12 protein-coding genes, 1 other RNA gene and 1 pseudogene are annotated in these 15,046 nt (G+C 69.5%); 2 read left to right on the forward strand and 12 right to left on the reverse strand.

What is annotated here, in order from left to right; genetic code table 11:
- Nucleotides 1-127 precede the first annotated feature (127 nt).
- Entirely contained in the window at nt 128-349 is a 222-nt protein-coding gene (locus P3L51_RS04615; RefSeq protein ID WP_354603735.1) for a type II toxin-antitoxin system VapB family antitoxin, read from the forward strand.
- 78 nt (nt 350-427) lie between these two features.
- Here P3L51_RS04615 and P3L51_RS04620 read toward each other — a convergent pair whose 3' ends face one another.
- The 8 genes from P3L51_RS04620 to ftsE all read right to left on the reverse strand — a co-directional run bounded on the left by P3L51_RS04620 (nt 428) and on the right by ftsE (nt 9,064).
- Nucleotides 428-1,714, reverse strand: a complete 1,287-nt coding sequence (locus tag P3L51_RS04620) for an acyltransferase family protein (RefSeq protein ID WP_354603736.1) — start codon at nt 1,712-1,714, stop codon at nt 428-430.
- Complete coding sequence (locus tag P3L51_RS04625) at nt 1,711-3,831, reverse strand: bifunctional polysaccharide deacetylase/glycosyltransferase family 2 protein (RefSeq protein WP_354603762.1); 2,121 nt, start codon at nt 3,829-3,831, stop codon at nt 1,711-1,713. The genes P3L51_RS04620 and P3L51_RS04625 overlap by 4 nt, the downstream gene beginning before the upstream one ends.
- A 90-nt stretch (nt 3,832-3,921) precedes the next feature.
- Nucleotides 3,922-4,599, reverse strand: coding sequence for a hypothetical protein (locus P3L51_RS04630; protein ID WP_354603737.1), 678 nt, complete (start codon nt 4,597-4,599; stop codon nt 3,922-3,924).
- A 565-nt stretch (nt 4,600-5,164) separates the two neighbouring features.
- Nucleotides 5,165-5,552, reverse strand: a transfer-messenger RNA (tmRNA) gene (gene ssrA, locus P3L51_RS04635).
- A gap of 104 nt (nt 5,553-5,656) precedes the next feature.
- Nucleotides 5,657-6,142: an SsrA-binding protein SmpB gene (gene smpB, locus P3L51_RS04640; RefSeq protein ID WP_354603738.1), complete on the reverse strand. Its 486-nt coding sequence runs from the start codon at nt 6,140-6,142 to the stop codon at nt 5,657-5,659.
- Nucleotides 6,143-6,160: 18 nt separating this feature from the next.
- Nucleotides 6,161-7,354 (reverse strand): S41 family peptidase, encoded by a 1,194-nt coding sequence (locus P3L51_RS04645; protein ID WP_354603739.1) that lies wholly within the window; start codon nt 7,352-7,354, stop codon nt 6,161-6,163.
- 67 nt (nt 7,355-7,421) lie between these two features.
- A complete protein-coding gene (ftsX, locus tag P3L51_RS04650) occupies nt 7,422-8,339 on the reverse strand; it encodes a permease-like cell division protein FtsX (protein ID WP_354603740.1) in 918 nt (305 codons plus the stop codon).
- A 35-nt stretch (nt 8,340-8,374) separates the two neighbouring features.
- Nucleotides 8,375-9,064 carry a cell division ATP-binding protein FtsE gene (ftsE, locus tag P3L51_RS04655; protein WP_354603741.1) on the reverse strand — a complete coding sequence of 230 codons (690 nt, stop codon included), beginning with the start codon at nt 9,062-9,064 and terminating at the stop codon, nt 8,375-8,377.
- Nucleotides 9,065-9,333: 269 nt separating this feature from the next.
- On the opposite strand from ftsE, the gene P3L51_RS04660 reads away from it, so the two are divergent.
- The gene (locus P3L51_RS04660) at nt 9,334-9,531 is read left to right on the forward strand and encodes a hypothetical protein (RefSeq protein WP_354603742.1); all 198 of its coding nucleotides are present in this window, start codon (nt 9,334-9,336) and stop codon (nt 9,529-9,531) included.
- Between the two features lie 72 nt (nt 9,532-9,603).
- On the opposite strand, the gene P3L51_RS04665 is transcribed toward P3L51_RS04660, so the two are convergent.
- The 4 genes and pseudogenes from P3L51_RS04665 to P3L51_RS04680 form a co-directional block, all read right to left on the reverse strand.
- Nucleotides 9,604-10,449, reverse strand: coding sequence for a hypothetical protein (locus P3L51_RS04665; protein ID WP_354603743.1), 846 nt, complete (start codon nt 10,447-10,449; stop codon nt 9,604-9,606).
- A gap of 324 nt (nt 10,450-10,773) precedes the next feature.
- Complete coding sequence (gene prfB, locus P3L51_RS04670) at nt 10,774-11,880, reverse strand: peptide chain release factor 2 (protein ID WP_354603744.1); 1,107 nt, start codon at nt 11,878-11,880, stop codon at nt 10,774-10,776.
- 52 nt (nt 11,881-11,932) lie between these two features.
- Nucleotides 11,933-13,183 carry a serine/threonine-protein kinase gene (locus P3L51_RS04675; protein WP_354603745.1) on the reverse strand — a complete coding sequence of 417 codons (1,251 nt, stop codon included), beginning with the start codon at nt 13,181-13,183 and terminating at the stop codon, nt 11,933-11,935.
- Between the two features lie 187 nt (nt 13,184-13,370).
- Nucleotides 13,371-15,046: pseudogene (locus P3L51_RS04680) on the reverse strand (protein kinase domain-containing protein).

Here is a 15,046-nt window from a genome sequence, read left to right on the forward strand (position 1 = left end):
CGCGTTTCGCCGGGGTACTCCGAGATGACCGGCGCGCAACCTTGCTCTCACCGGAGCGTGGGCGCGGCTGTGAGCCGTTGGCCAGTCTGTTGATGGTGGCTGTTGTTCATAAACAAAAGGAGTCCCGGTGAGCCTGACGACGATCGACCTCGATGACGAGGCCCTGGCCGACGCCATGCGCGTGTCCGGCATCAGGACGAAGAAGGAGGCGGTGAACACCGCGCTGCGCGAGTACACCGCCCGCCACCGCCGCATCGCGGCGCTGGAGGATTACGCCTCACTCGCCGAGGGCTGGGACCACGAGTCCTGGGAGCGGCGGCGGGCCGCCGAGAAGCGGGGCGGGCGGTGATCCGCCATCTGATCGATTCCTCCGCCGTCTGGCGGATCCTTCGTGACAAGGAGCTACGCGCTCCCTGGAGTGAGGCGATCAGCGACGGTCTGGCGAGCCTGCGTGCGCGGGCGGCGCTGAGCCCCTGGGCGGCGTAGGCCCCTCGGAGCCGTCGGACTCCTTGGTGGTGGAACCGGTGGTGGAACCGGCCCCGTTCGGCCAGAGCCTCGGCCGGCGCTTCGCCGCGACGTCCTCGACCCATCCGAAGGCCAGGATCGCGACCGCTATCAGCGGCCAGATCAGCACCAGCGGCAGCGCTGCGTACGCCTGGTCCACCAGGTCGCTGTGGTCGGACAGTACGGGGACCTCGTAGAGCAGGTCGATGATCGGGAAGGTCGCCATGATCAGCAGGTTGTGCCAGAGGTAGATCGTCACGGCGCGGTTGTTGGCCAGCGTGATCGTGGAGTCGAACTGCGCCAGTTTCCCGGGGAGTTCGCGCCACGACGGCGCGTACTGGAGCAGGATCGCGCAGAAGCCGAGCGACCAGGTCGCCTGGGCCAGCGGGATCTCGTCCAGATTCCAGCCCTCCTCCGTGAGATGCCCGGATGCCCACCACAGCCCGAAGGCCATCGTGAACGTGGCCAGCGACACCGTGATGTAGCGCGGCACCTTCTTGAACAGACCGTCGTTGTGGGCGAAGCCGAGGATCCAGCACCCGCCGTAGACCGCGAAGTCCTTGACCGCCTCGCCCGTCGCACCGGGGATCTCCACCAGACCGGTGCCGACGACCGCCGTCAGCGCGAGCGGCGCCAGCAGCGTCGCCCACGGCACCCGCCGGAAGGCCCACAGCAGCAGCGGGGAGGCCAGCACGAACCAGAGGTACGCGCGGATGTACCAGAGCGGCCCGGCCGCCTGGTCCGCCCACGACGGGTCGAGCCAGCCGCCCTGCGAACCGCTCTCCCACGGATACGGCGGCGCCCCGACCGGGAACAGATAGTTGGCCAGCTTGAGGAACCACCACAGGCCCTCCTCCCTGACCGGCTTCCAGCCCATCGCGAACATCACCGGGACGACGACCACCGCGAACGCCCACATCGGCGGCAGCAGCCGCCGCATGCGGCCCCGGATGACGCCCAGCGACGGCCGGTTGAGCGACCGCGCCATCAGCGAGCCCGCCAGCGCGAACATCACACCCATGGACGGGAAGAGGATCGTCAGCCAGGCCCAGCCGAAGATGTGGTAGATCACCACCCGCCCCAGCGCGATCGTGCGCAGGAGGTCGAGATAGCGGTCGCGGCCGGGCGGGCGTACGGCACCCGCGGCGGGCGCCGGCGCCTTGTGCCTGGCTCGCGGGACGCCCGCGGTGTCGAGAGGGAGACCGCTCATGCCACCGGCCTCCGGATCTCGTCGCCGCGCCGGGCCGTCGTGGCCCCCGGCGCCTCCACCGCGCCCGTGCGGCGCAGCTTCTGCCAGCGCAGCCGGCCGCCGGTGAGGGCCGTGATCCAGGACTGGAGCAGTACGACGTACATGAGTTGTCGGTAGAGAACCTGCTGGAGTGGGAGCGAGATCAGATGGATCATGCGTTCGCCGTCGAGCCGGAAGGCGTACGCGGCGCAGACCGCCTGTACGGCCAGCACACCCAGCCACGCGATGACCGTGTTCCGCGTCGGGCCGAAGACCAGGCCGTACAGCAGGAACACGTCGATGAGCGGCGCCAGCAGCGGGAACAGCACCATGAACAGCGAGACCAGCGGCAGTCCGACCCGGCCGAAGCGCCCCGAGGGGCCGCGTTCGATCACCGCGCGGCGGTGCTTCCAGATCGCCTGCATCGTGCCGTAACTCCAGCGGTAGCGCTGGGACCACAGCTGCTGTACGGACTCCGGTGCCTCGGTCCAGGCGCGGGCCCGCTCCGCGTACACGATCCGCCAGCCGTCGCGGTGCATGGCCATGGTGATGTCGGTGTCCTCGGCGAGGGTGTCCTCGCTCATTCCGCCGACCCGCTCCAGGGCGGTGCGGCGGAAGGCGCCGACCGCGCCGGGGATGGTGGGCATGCAGCGCAGCACGTCGTACATGCGGCGGTCCAGGTTGAAGCCCATCACGTACTCGATGTGCTGCCAGGCGCCGATGAGGGTGTCGCGGTTGCCGACCTTGGCGTTGCCCGCGACGGCCCCGACGTTCGGGTCGCCGAACGGCTGGACCAGCTCACGCACGGTGGACGGTTCGAAGACGGTGTCGCCGTCCATCATCACGACGAGGTCGTGACTGGCGTGCGCGATGCCGTTGTTGAGGGCGGCGGGCTTGCCGCCGTTGACCTGTCGTACGACATGGACGTTGGGCAGCCACATCGCCTCGACGATGTCCGCCGTGCCGTCCGTCGAGCCGTCGTCGATGACGATGACCTCGATGGGATGGTCGCTCTCCATCAGGGAGCGGACCGTGTTGGCTATGCACTCGCGTTCGTTGTACGCGGGCACCAGCACCGTCACCGGTTCGGTGACCGGCTCGCCCCAACTGAAGCCGCGCCGCCGCACCTTGCGCGCGTGCGCGAAGGACAGCACCAGCATCAGCCCGAACCGCCCGATGACCAGCACGCCGATCACGGCGAGCCCGCCCACCAGCACGGAGGTGGTGCCCTCCGAGACGGCGACGGCGCCGACGAAGGCCTTGCCCTGGAGCAGTTCGACACCGGAGACGGGTGTGTGGGCGCTCGGGGCGCCCAGCGCCTCGGTGAGGTTGGCGAACTCGTACCCCCGGTCCTGCATGCTCGGCAGGAAGCGGGCCAGCGCGGTGACGGTCTGCGAGCGGTCGCCGCCGGAGTCGTGCATCAGGACGATGGAGCCGTGGGTGCCCTCGGGCGTGGCCCGCTCGATGATCTCGGAGACGCCGGGGCGCTTCCAGTCCTCGCTGTCGGTGTTGTTGAGGACGGTGATGTAGCCGAGGCTGCCGATGTACTCGGTGACCGGCCAGGACTTGTCGTCCATCGCGTCGGCGAAGGAGGAGTACGGCGGCCGGAACAGCGACGTGCGGATACCCGCCGCGCCCGCCAGCACCAGCTGGTTCTGGGTCAGTTCCCAGTCGATACGGGACCTGGTCTGGTACGCGAGGTCCGGGTGGTTGAAGGTGTGCAGGCCGATCTCGTGGCCCTCGTCGACCATCCGCCGCACCAGTTCGGGATGGCGCGAGGCCATCGTGCCGGTGACGAAGAAGACGGCGTGCGCGTCGTACTCCTTCAGCTTGTCGAGGACCTTGGGCGTCCACTCCGGGTCGGGCCCGTCGTCGAAGGTCAGCACGAGCTTGTGGTCGGGGACCTTCAGCGCCTTGGGCGTCGTCGTCCCGCGCGCGTCTATGACCGGGCCGCCCTTGAGAATCCGGTCCGGCACCTGGTCGGTGGCGGCCGGGGGGCGTACCCGATGGTCCGCGAGGATCTCGCTGTGCACATAGCCGCGCAGCATCAGCATCGCGAGCAGGGCGACGAGAAGCAGCGAGGGGAGCAGATAGCGCATGGGCAGTCTGCGTCTGGCGACACGTACCTGCTTCTGCTTCCGCTGACCGTGCTTGTGGGACGGAGCCCGTCTGCCGGAAGAGGTCATTTCTTACTCGGCGCCTTCCGCGGCTGCCTGCTGGCCGCCGTCCACGGGTGTATCGACGGGCGGTGTCTCCGACGCGGTGGGGTCGGGCCCCGGGCCGGGGTCGACGGGTCCCGGGCTCGACTCACCGGGATTGGGCTCGGGGTTGGGCTGCGCCGTCCCCGGCTCGGGGTCTCCGGGGTCCGGCTTCGGATCGGGGTTGCCGGGTTTCGGGTCCGGGTCGGGCTCGCCGGAGGGCGAGCCGGACGGTTCCGGTTCGTCCGAGGCCCCGGTGCTCGCGTCGGGCGCGGACGGCGAGCCGGGGACGGAGCCCGACGGGCCGGGGTCGACGCCTGGCGCGCCCGGCGTGGCCACCGCGGTGGGCCGGTCCGACGGGGGCGGCTGTATCTCGACCTTCTGCGAGTCGCGCTTGTCACTGACGCCGGGTATCTGGAGCCAGGGTGCGCTGGAACTGCCGCCGATCAGGGCCGCGCCCAGGGCGACGGCGTAACAGGCGCTCGCGATGGCCAACACCCAGCCGAGACGCCGGAGTTTCTTGCTCCGGCGGCCACTGGCATCGACGAAGACGGGACCGTCGGAGCTGTCCGCGGCGCGTGCCGCGGGTATGCCTGGGACCTCCGTGGTCCGGCCGGGCAGCTCGGAGAGCTGCCGTCCCAGACCGTCGAGCTCGACGGTGACGTCCATCGGCTCATGCGTGTGCCCCTTTTGGGCATCTTCTCGCCAATTGTTCACTGTTGTACGCACATCCCCCACGGAATCACTGGGTGCGTGCATGAAACTGGCCGGAATACGGCCGTCGGCCGGGCCCCCACCCGAACCGAGCGCCCCCACCTCTTGCACCCGGAACCAGAATGTAGCGCACGGCGACCACGCCCGCGCCCACGCTTCACCAGTTGATAGGCATGTGTACGACTTCGTTGCCGAACGGCCGATCTTGATGGAAACATTCCGGCCATCCGTCTCGTTCGTACGGCGCGGTCGCGATGCCCTGAACTGCCCTTGCGCCAACGCGTCTCGCTCCGGCACCGGAGAGCCGCCGGCCGCGCGGCCGACAACGATCCGTGCTCCCGCCGGAACGCTGTGTCCGACATCACCACGTCCGGCCGCGAGTCCGGCCGCCGGTCCGGCGCACGGTCGGCGGCGCGATCAGGCGCGATCGGGCGCGATCGGGGGCGTGTTCGGGCCTCACGGTCGGGCGCACGACGAAGGCCCCGCTGCCGGAGCAGCGGGGCCTTCACCTCACATGGGGTGGTGGAGATGGCGGGAATCGAACCCGCGTCCAACGGTGCGGAACCAGGGCTTCTCCGAGTGCAGTTCGCTACGTTTTTACTCGGCCCCGGAGGTCACACGAACAAGCCTCCGACAGGCCCAGTCACTGTTTGATTTCCCACCGTGTCCCGTGACCGAACGCGATGGTTTAGTTCCCTGAGTGATGCCAGGATCCGGGTCGGGAACACTCCCGGGCTGACACTCCACGGAGTCTTCGCTAGCTGCTAATTAAGCAGCGAGAGCGAAGGTGGAGGAATCGCGCTTTGAATTGGCGATTATAGTTTGCGACATATGGTTAACGAGATCATTGCCGCTTCCTCGACTCGCTTCCCCTGCCTCGACATCCGCTGTCGAAACCGATCATCCCCATGTTGATTTTTCAAACGCTGCCCCTGCTCTGCGGGACAACACCCATACTACGTGACCAGCACGGGACGCGGCCACCTTATTCCCCCCGCCGCCCGCGGGGCGGTCAGGCCCGCTGACGCCGGCGCACGGCCGAGACCGCGCGGTCCGTCTCCCGCCGGTCCTGCTTCTCGCGGAGCGTCTGGCGCTTGTCGTACTCCTTCTTGCCCTTCGCCAGCGCGATCTCGATCTTGGCCCGGCCGCCCTTGAAGTAGAGGGCGAGCGGCACGATCGTGTGGCCGGACTCGTTCGACTTCTGCTCCAGCTTGTTGATCTCCAGGCGGTGCATCAGCAGCTTCCGCTTACGCCGCGCGGAGTGGTTCGTCCAGGTGCCCTGGGTGTACTCGGGCACATGCACGTTGTGCAGCCATGCCTCGTGGTCGTCGATCTGCACGAAGCCGTCCGCCAGGGAGGCGCGTCCCTGGCGCAGCGACTTGACCTCGGTACCTGTCAGCACGAGACCGCACTCGTAGGTGTCGAGAATGAGGTAGTCGTGCCGCGCCTTCTTGTTCTGCGCGACCAGCTTGCGCCCTGTGTCCTTTTCCTTTGCCATAGTGCGTTCATTTTCGCACTACGACCCGCCCCCGAGGCCACTCAATACTGTGCGGGCCCGCTCCTGGGCTCGTGCGTCCACCACCAGGTCGGGTGTGATGCCCTTGTCGTCGACCTTGTGACCTGCCGGTGTGCGGTAGTGCCCGACCGTCAGCTCGGCGACGGAACCGTCCGGCAGCCGGCTCGGCATCTGTACGGAACCCTTGCCGAAAGTGGGGGAACCGACCGTGATCGCCCGGCCGCGGTCCTGGAGTGCGCCGGTGACCAGCTCGGCGGCGCTCATGGTGCCGCCGTCGACGAGCGCCACCACGGGCCGCTCGGTGTCGCCGCCCGGGTCCGCGTACAGGGCGCGCTGCTCACCTCGTATGTCATACGTGGCGACCAGGCCGCCGTCGAGGAAGGCGGAGGCCGCCTGGACGGCCTCGGTGACCAGCCCGCCCGCGTTCCCCCGGAGGTCGAGCAGGACGCCGGTGCCCCTGGGCGCCTCCAGGACGGCGTCCCTGATCTCCTTGCCGGTGCCCTTGGTGAAGGCGGCGACCTTGATCACGAGTGCGCCGTCGGCGCCGGTTTCGAGAGTGACCGCGTCCGTACTGAGGCTGGCCCGGCGCAGCGTCTCGGTCCACTCGTGTCCGCCGCGCGCCAGGCCGAGGACGACGGTGGTGCCCGCTGAGGCGTCCCGGGGCCCGCCGGCGCTCCGGTCCGTACCGTCGCCGCGCAGCAGCGCGACGACCTCGGTCACGGGGCGCGGGCCGACCGGCTCGCCGTCGATCGTACGGAGTGTGTCGCCGGCCCTGATCCCGGCCCGCGCGGCGGGGCCGCCCGGCTGGACCTTGCTCGCCGCGATCCGGCCGTCGGCCAGGCGCTTGGCCGAGAGACCCACCCCGGTGTACTTGCCGTCGAGTGCCTGCTCGAACTCCTCGTACTCGCCCTTGTCGTAGACGGCGCCCCAGCGGTCACCGCTGCGGCTGACGACGTCCTCGGCGGCCTCGGTGGCGGACTTGCCGTCGGCCATGGCCTCGGCGGCGGCCCGCGCGACCTCGTCCCTGTCGGCCGTGGAGGCGACGGAGCGGCTGCTTATGCGGGCGGCTTCCTCGTCGGCGCGAGGCAGCGAGTCGGTGGCCGCGGCGGTGGCGAGCACGCTCGCGAAGAGCAAGGTCAGGGCCGCCCCGCGGTAGAACCCGTGGGGCCTGAGGCGATTTTCGTGGCCCGGCATGGCGCAGAGTCTAGGACAACCCCCGGCGCCGCAGAGCGGCTTGGCGAGACGACGCCAGGGGTGATTGTCACACCTTGAGGTACTTGCGCAACACGATGGAAGCGGCAACCGCCGGCATGAGCAGACCGATCACCAACACCAGCGGGAGGATCGCCAGTACGGCGTCCCACCCGATGAAGTTGATGAGCTGCATCTTCTCCTCGAGCGCGATTCCGCCGTCGATCAGGAAGTAACGCCCGGCGAGGAGCAGGACGCAGGCGACGACGCCGCCGATCAGCCCCGCGAACGCGGCCTCCATGATGAACGGCATCTGGATGTAGAAGCTCGACGCCCCCACCAGCCGCATGATGCCGGTCTCCCTGCGTCTGCTGAAGGCGGACACCCGGACGGTGTTCACGATCAGCATCAGGGCAATGACGAGCATCAGCGCCATCACTCCGAGCGCGGCGACATTCATGCCCTGCATCAGGTTGAAGAGGTTCTCCAGGATGTTGCGCTGGTCCGCGACGGACTGCACACCGTCCCGGCCCTCGAAGGCGGTCGCCACCACCTTGTACTTCTCCGGGTCCTTGAGCTTGACCCGGAGCGACTCCTGCATCTGGTCCGGGGTGATCATCCCGGCGATGGGCGTCTCGCCGTACTGCTCGCGGTAGTGCTTGTACGCCTCGTCCGCCGACTCGTGGTAGACGTCGTCGACGATGTCCATCTTCCTGAGATCGGACTCGATCGACTTCCGCTGATCGGCGGTGGCGGGGCCCTTCTCGCACTTCTCGGTGGTCTCGGCGTCACCCTTGTTGCACAGGAAGATCGAGACGTTGACCTTGTCGTACCAGAAGTCCTTCATCACGCTGACCTGCTCGCGCATGAGCAGTGCGCCGCCGAACAGCGCGAGCGAGAGGGCTACGGAAATGATGACGGCGAACGTCATCGTCAGATTTCGGCGGAGACCGACGCCGATCTCCGACAGGACGAACTGGGCGCGCATGGCGTCCTTTCAGCTTTCGATACTCTTCGCGTTGCTCAGTGCTGGTAGCCGTAGACGCCTCGCGCCTGGTCTCGCACGAGACGGCCCTTTTCGAGCTCGATCACACGCTTGCGCATCTGGTCGACGATGTTCTGGTCGTGCGTCGCCATCACGACAGTCGTGCCGGTGCGGTTGATGCGGTCCAGCAGCTTCATGATGCCGACGGAGGTCTGCGGGTCGAGGTTGCCCGTCGGTTCGTCCGCGATCAGCAGCATGGGGCGGTTGACGAAGGCCCGTGCGATGGCGACGCGTTGCTGCTCACCACCGGAGAGTTCACCGGGCATCCGGTCCTCCTTGCCGCCCAGTCCGACGAGATCGAGGACCTGGGGGACGGACTTGTTGGTCTCGCCGCGGGACTTGCCGATGACCTCCTGCGCGAAGGCGACGTTCTGCATGACGGTCTTGTTCGGCAGGAGGCGGAAGTCCTGGAAGACCGTGCCGAGTTGACGGCGCATGCTCGGTACTTTCCAGTTCGACAGCCGCGCGAGGTCCTTGCCGAGGACATGCACCATGCCGTGGCTGGCGCGCTCCTCACGCAGGACGAGACGCAGGAAGGTCGACTTGCCGGAGCCGGACGAGCCCACCAGGAAGACGAATTCCCCCTTCTCGATGTCGAGGGACACATCGCGCAGGGCGGGTCGGTTCTGCTTCGGATAGGTCTTGGAGACGTTGTCGAATCGGATCACGGGTGCACCATGGTCGGCCGGGAGTAGGTGAGCGAGACCTTACGCGAACCGGCCGGGGCCGCGCAGTCGGCCGCCGGGGTTGGTCCGGGCTTGGGTGATTTATCACGGATGCCGGCCGCTCGCCACCGGGGACGGACCCGGCGTAATCCGACGGGGCGCGCCGAATCGAGCGGAAGCTGGCACAGTGGTACGGGGAACGGTGGCGTTTCCCGGAGCGTTGAGCGCAGAGACAGTGCCCGCGGCTCCGCGGCGCGGGAGGAGGAGAGCGCATGACCTTTGATCGGCTGGTGTGCGCCAACTGCGCGGGACCCGTCAGTGAGGGCCGGTGCCACGTCTGCCGTGCGAACAGGCAGCGGCTGGAGCAGGAGGGCCCCTTCGGCGGCCTGAGCCCGGTGGCGTTGCTGACCCTGCTGGCGGTGCTGATAGCGGCGGTCGCGCTGGTGGCGGTGGGGCATCAGACGGCCTGAGCCGTCCTTGAGCACAGGGAAGGGCCCGGACACTGATTCAGTGTCCGGGCCCTTCCGTGCGTAAGGGATGACTCAGACGGCCGTGGCGCGGCTGCCGACCAGACGCGGGAGCATCCGGAAGCCGATACCGCCGGCGATCATGGTCGCGGCACCGATGATCAGGAACGTGGTCTCGGCGGCGCCGGTCTCAGCCAGCTCCTCCTTGGCCTCGCCCTGCTCGACCGGCTGCGAGCCCGCGTTGTCGGTGTCCGCGCCGGTGCCGGGGTCGGTGCCACCGGTCTGACCCTCGTCGGTGCCACCGCTCTGGCCCTCGGCGGCGCCACCATCGGCTCCACCGGTGGCGCCACCATCGGCACCGCCATCGGCTCCACCGGTGGCGCCACCATCGGCTCCACCGTCAGCACCGCCGTCAGCGCCACCATCGGCTCCACCGGTGGCGCCACCATCGGCTCCACCATCGGCTCCACCGTCAGCACCGCCATCGGCACCGCCGTCAGCACCGCCGTCAGCGCCACCATCGGCTCCACCGTCAGCGCCACCATCGGCACCGCCGTCAGCACCGCCGTCAGCGCCACCATCGGCACCGCCATCGGCTCCACCGTCAGCGCCACCATCGGCACCGCCGTCAGCGCCACCATCGGCACCGCCATCGGCTCCACCGTCAGCACCGCCATCGGCACCCGAGGTGGTGCCGACGATGGTGTTGCCGCCGTCGGAACCCGACGTTGCGCCGACGATGGTGTTACCGCCGTCGGCACCCGAGGTGTCGCCGTCGACGGCCACGGAGGCGTTGAGGCCACCGACATTGACATCGATGCCGACGGCCGAAGCGGCGCCCGCGGCGGTCAGGGAGGCACCGGCGGCGATCACGGCGCCGGCGGCGATCCGCGCTACGCGAATCCGCGTCTTCTTGGTCATGTGCTTGCTACCCCCAGTAGCTAATCGTGAGTGGTGCAGCGTTCGGGGCCGGCCAGTTGGGAGTCCGTGTGTACAGGTCCCCCGATCACACGCGCCCCAGAAATACGCATGCCGCGCGTCACCATTCCGAGTTTTCGCATACGCGTCAAGGTCGTTGCGCGTGCGATGCCCGGATTAAAGCCAGTTGTCCGCCGCGCGAAGGGTAACTGTGACATAAACGGGAACTACCGCCTCCTGAACGGCAGTTCCTTTGTCGATAAAGCGAGTCCCTTGCCAGAGCGCCCTGTTGGGCTCTGACAAGGGACGGAAAAGCCAATCGGTGATCTAGCGTTCCTGCTGCTTGCGCCAGCGAATTCCGGCTTCCAGGAAGCCGTCGATCTCGCCGTCGAGCACGCCCTGGGGATTGCCCACCTCGAACTCCGTACGGAGGTCCTTGACCATCTGGTACGGGTGCAGGACATACGAACGCATCTGGTTGCCCCACGAGTTGCCGCCGTCGCCCTTGAGGGCGTCCATCTTGGCCTGCTCCTCCTGGCGGCGGCGTTCGAGCAGCTTCGCCTGAAGCACGTTCATGGCGCTCGCCTTGTTCTGGATCTGCGAGCGTTCGTTCTGGCACGAGACGACGATGCCGGTGGGGATGTGCGTGATCCGGACCGCGGAGTCCGTGGTGTTGACGCCCTGGCCGCCGGGGCCCGACGCGCGGTAGACGTCCACGCGCAGCTCGGTCTCGTCGATCTCGACGTGGTCGCTGGACTCGACGACGGGAAGCACCTCGACACCCGCGAACGAGGTCTGGCGGCGCCCCTGGTTGTCGAAAGGCGAGATACGGACCAGCCGGTGGGTGCCCTGCTCGACGGAGAGCGTGCCGTAGGCGTACGGCACCTTGACGACGAAGGTGGTCGACTTGATGCCGGCCTCCTCCGCGTACGACGTCTCGTAGACCTCGGTCGGGTAGTTGTGCCGCTCCGCCCAGCGGATGTACATGCGCTGGAGCTGCTCGGCGAAGTCCGCCGCGTCGACGCCGCCGGCCTCGGCCCGGATGTTGACGAGCGCCTGCCGCTCGTCGTACTCGCCGGACAGGAGGGTGCGGACCTCCATCTCGTCGAGCGCCTTCTTCACCGAGGCGAGTTCGGACTCGGCCTCGCCCCGGGCGTCGGCGTCGTCCTCGCTCTCGGCCAGCTCGAAGAGCACCTCGACGTCGTCGATCCGGCTCCTGAGCGCCTCGGCCTTGCGCAGCTCGGCCTGGAGGTGCGACAGCTTGCTGGTGATCTTCTGCGCCGCCTCCGGGTCGTCCCAGAGGGACGGTGCCGCTGCCTGGTCCTCCAGGACGGCGATCTCGGCCCTCATCTTGTCGAGGTCAAGGACGGCCTCGATCGACCCCATGGTCGAGGAAAGGGACTTCAGCTCTTCGGATACATCGACGACTGCCACGGACCCAGCCTAACGGCTGACCGGTGAAACCCCGCCGCCGCGGTTGCCGCCCCTACGGAACCGGCGCCGCCGACCGCGTCGTCTCCCCGGGGTCGGCCTCCGCGCCGTCGCTGCTGGTCGCCAGCCAGCCGCCGATGCCGAGGACGGCGATCAGCAGGACGGCCGTCACACCCAGCGTGATACGGCGTTTGCGTACCGCCTCCGCCTTGTGCCGGGCCGATCCCGGCCTGCGCTGACCGGCCGCGCGGGGGGCCCTGGCCGTGCCGCGCGCACCGCCCGCCAGTTCGTCGGGGGCCGGGACGCGCATGCTCGTGTGGGTGTCGCGGTTGGAGTCGGGGGCCGCTCCGGGGACCAGCGGGACGGCGCCCCGGCGGCGCGGCTGCTCGGCCTCCTGAGACTGCGGGGCGTCGGCGTCGCCGTACGACCGCTCCTCCTCGGTGACCTCGGCGTCGGGCTCGTCCACCTCCAGGGAGGGGATGCCGGCGAGCTGCGGAAGCTGCTCGCGGAGCCGGGCGGCCAGCTCGGAGGCGCGCAGCCGGGAGGCCGGGGCCTTGGCCAGGCACTGGACGAGGAGCTGCCACAGCTCGTCGGGAATGCCGGGCAGCGGCACGACGGTCTCGGTGACATGGCGGCGCAGGACGGCGCCGGGGTGGCCGCCGCCGAAGGGTGTGAAGCCGGCGAGGAGCTCGTAGAGGACCGTCGCGAGGGCGTAGATGTCGACGGCGGCGCGCGGCGGCAGTCCCTCGACGATCTCGGGTGCCAGGTAGTCGGGGGTGCCGATGATCCTGGTCGCCTTCGTACGGCGGGGGGTGTCGATCAGCTTGGCGACGCCGAAGTCGGTGAGCAGCGCGGGGTGCGAGCCGCCGGGGCCGATCGGGCCCTCCATGTCGAGCAGGATGTTCTCCGGCTTGACGTCGCGGTGGACCACTCCGGCGGCGTGCGCGGCGGCGAGGCCGTCGGCGACATCGGCGACGACGGCGACCGCGGCCTCGGGGGCGAGCCGGCGTTCGCGATCGAGACGGGTCCGCAGGTCGGTGCCGCGCACCAGCTCCATGACGAGTGCCAGGTCGTTGCCGTCCACGACGAGGTCGCGGACGGCGACCACCCGCGGGTGGTCGAGTCCGAGCAGCGCGGTGCGCTCCTGGACGAAGCGCCCGACCAGTTCCTGGTCGGAGGCGAGGTCCTCGCGCAACAGCTTGATGGCGACGGGCCCCTCGGGTCCCTCGCCGAGCCACACCGTGCCGGCGCTGCCCCGCCCCAAGATCTGATGGGCGGTGTACCGGCTGCCGATATTCCGTGCCAAGACTGCTCCCTCAGCGGCTGGCTTTGCCCATCAAAGTACGCGCGTATCGGGGTGTTCATTGCCCGATACCGCGGCGACGTTCACTTCTGCGGGGGAATTGATCCCGCGGGAATCGACATAGCGACAGAAGCGGACCGATCCGCACCGGCGCCGGTGGGAAGCCCCACCGGCGTCGGTGTCAGGTGGTTCAGTTGCTCCCGCCGCCGGATCCGGGGGTGGTCCCGGAGTCCGAACCGCCGAGTTCCGTGACCCAGTCCGACACGGTGTTGTACGTGTCCTTGATCGCCTGCCAGAAGCTCTTGCCCTGACCGATCCAGTCCTGGAGCGGTGTCAGCTCCCAGATGAGCCAGCTGGCCACGACGAGCAGGATGATCGTGAACAGGCAGCCCTTGAGGCAGCCGAGTCCGGGGATCCGCATCGGGTTGGCGCCGCGCTGCCGGGGCTGACGCGGTGCGGGTGGCTGGGGCTGCTGCGGCTGCTGGGGCGCCGGCTGCTGCGGAGGCGCGTACCGCTGCTGCTGTTGCTGCTGCGGGGGCGGTGCGTAGCGCTGCTGCTGGGGCTGGTGGGGCTGGTGGGCCCCGGCGGGTACGGCTGCGGCTGCGGGGCCCGCTGCTGCTGGCGCTGGGGCGGCGGGGGCTGCTGGCCCTGGGGCCGCTGGGGCCTGCGCCTGAGCGGGTCCTGGCTCGGGTCCAGGTACTGGACCTGGGTCTGCTCGTTGCGGTCGCGCGCGGCCCTGAGCTGGTTCTGCCAGGGGTGCGGGTCCTCGGGGCCGGGACCGGCGGGGCCGCCGGGACCGCCCGCGCCGACCGGCATGACCGACGTCGGGTCGGCCGAGCCCGGCGCGTTCGTCGGCAGGACGCCGGTGGCGGCGGCCGGGTCGTACGATCCCGCGTTGCTCGGCAGGACCTGGGTCGGGTCGGCGGCGCCGGGCTCACCGGGCACGGTGGTGGGCGACGGATCGGGCGCCAGCAGGGCTCCCACGCCCATCGCCGCGTTGACCTGGGCGGAGTTCGAGTGCACGCCGATGCCGGAGGCGACGGTGCGCAGGCCACGGGCGAGATTCACGGCGCTGGGCCGCTGGTCCGGCTCCTTACGGAGGCAGCGCTCGATGACCGTCCACAGCGGTTCGGGGACGTTGGACGGGCGGCGCGGCTCCTCGCTGAGGTGGCGGTGGAGCACTTCGAGGGCCGTTCCGCCCGCGAACGGGGGACGGCCGGTGACCAGCTCGTACAGCAGGATGCCGGCGCCGTAGATGTCGACGGCGGAGGTCTGCGGACGGCCTTCGGCGGACTCCGGAGCCACATAGGCGGGTGTACCGACGAACTCGTGCGTCCGCGTCAGTCCCGGGGAGTCGGCGAGCCGGGCGATGCCGAAGTCGGTCAGCATCGGGTGCAGCTGGTCGCCGTCGTCCTTCAGCAGGACGTTGGCGGGCTTCAGGTCACGGTGTACGACGCCGTCGGCGTGGCTGGCGGCCAGCGCGTCCGCGATCTGGGCCGTGAGCAGAGAGGCCGCGACGGGGCTGAAGGGGCCGTTCTGCCGCAGGTAGTGGTGCAGGTCGGGGCCCTCGACCAGATCCATGACGAGGGCGAGGAGGTCACCCTCGACGACCAGGTCACGGGTCCGCACGATGTTGGGGTGCGTCAGGCGGAGCAGGACGGAGCGCTCGCGAAGGAAGCGCATCACCACGTCCGCGTCGTTCGCCAGCTCCTCCTTGAGGACCTTGATCGCGACGGTCTCGCCGGGCTGCCCGGCCACCGCTGCCTCGGCACCGGCGGTCTCCCGCTGACGGGCGCGCCAGACGGTGCCCGTGGCGCCGCGCCCGATGGCCTCCTCCAGGAGGTACTTGCTGCCTACCGGCCGCAC

The organism is Streptomyces panacea (assembly GCF_040560175.1).
In the GTDB taxonomy this organism is placed as follows: Bacteria; Actinomycetota; Actinomycetes; order Streptomycetales; family Streptomycetaceae; genus Streptomyces; species Streptomyces panacea.